At 64.7% G+C, this 682-nt stretch carries 1 protein-coding gene; it reads left to right on the top strand.

Annotated features, from left to right (window positions below; genetic code table 11):
* Window positions 1-682, top strand: a 682-nt coding sequence (locus ABD691_RS31620; RefSeq protein ID WP_344686024.1) for an adenosylhomocysteinase, incomplete at both ends; no start/stop codon positions are given.

Raw genomic sequence — 682 nt, forward strand, 5'->3', positions numbered from 1 at the left:
GGAAGGGCGAAACGCTCGAGGAGTACTGGTGGTGCACTGATCAGCTGTTCCAGTTCGGTGACCAGGCTCCGAACATGATCCTCGACGATGGTGGGGACGCGACGCTGCTGGTGCACAAGGGTGTGGAGTTCGAAGCCGCCGGCGCGGTGCCCCAGGCGTCGGAGGAGGATCCGGAGGAATACCAGGTCGTTCTGGCCACCCTGCGGGAAAGCCTGGCCCACAGCCCGGGCCGGTTCACCAGGATCGCCAGTGGGATCAAGGGTGTGACCGAGGAGACCACCACCGGTGTGCACCGGTTGTATGAGCTGGCCAGGGCCGGGGAGTTGTTGTTCCCGGCGATCAACGTCAACGACTCGGTGACCAAGTCGAAGTTCGACAACAAGTACGGGTGCCGGCACTCGCTGGTCGACGGCATCAACCGGGCCACCGACGTGCTCATCGGCGGCAAGGTCGCGGTGGTGGCCGGGTACGGGGATGTCGGCAAGGGCTCGGCGGAGTCGCTGCGGGGGCAGGGCGCGCGGGTGATCATCACCGAGATCGACCCGATCTGCGCGTTGCAGGCCGCGATGGACGGCTACGAGGTCACCACCCTGGAGGAGGTGGTGGACAAGGCCGACATTTTCGTGACCACCACCGGTAACTTCAACATCATCACCGCCGAGCACATGGCGAAGATGAAGCA

The organism is Saccharopolyspora taberi (genome assembly GCF_039534165.1).
GTDB classification, from domain to species: Bacteria; Actinomycetota; Actinomycetes; order Mycobacteriales; family Pseudonocardiaceae; genus Saccharopolyspora_D; species Saccharopolyspora_D taberi.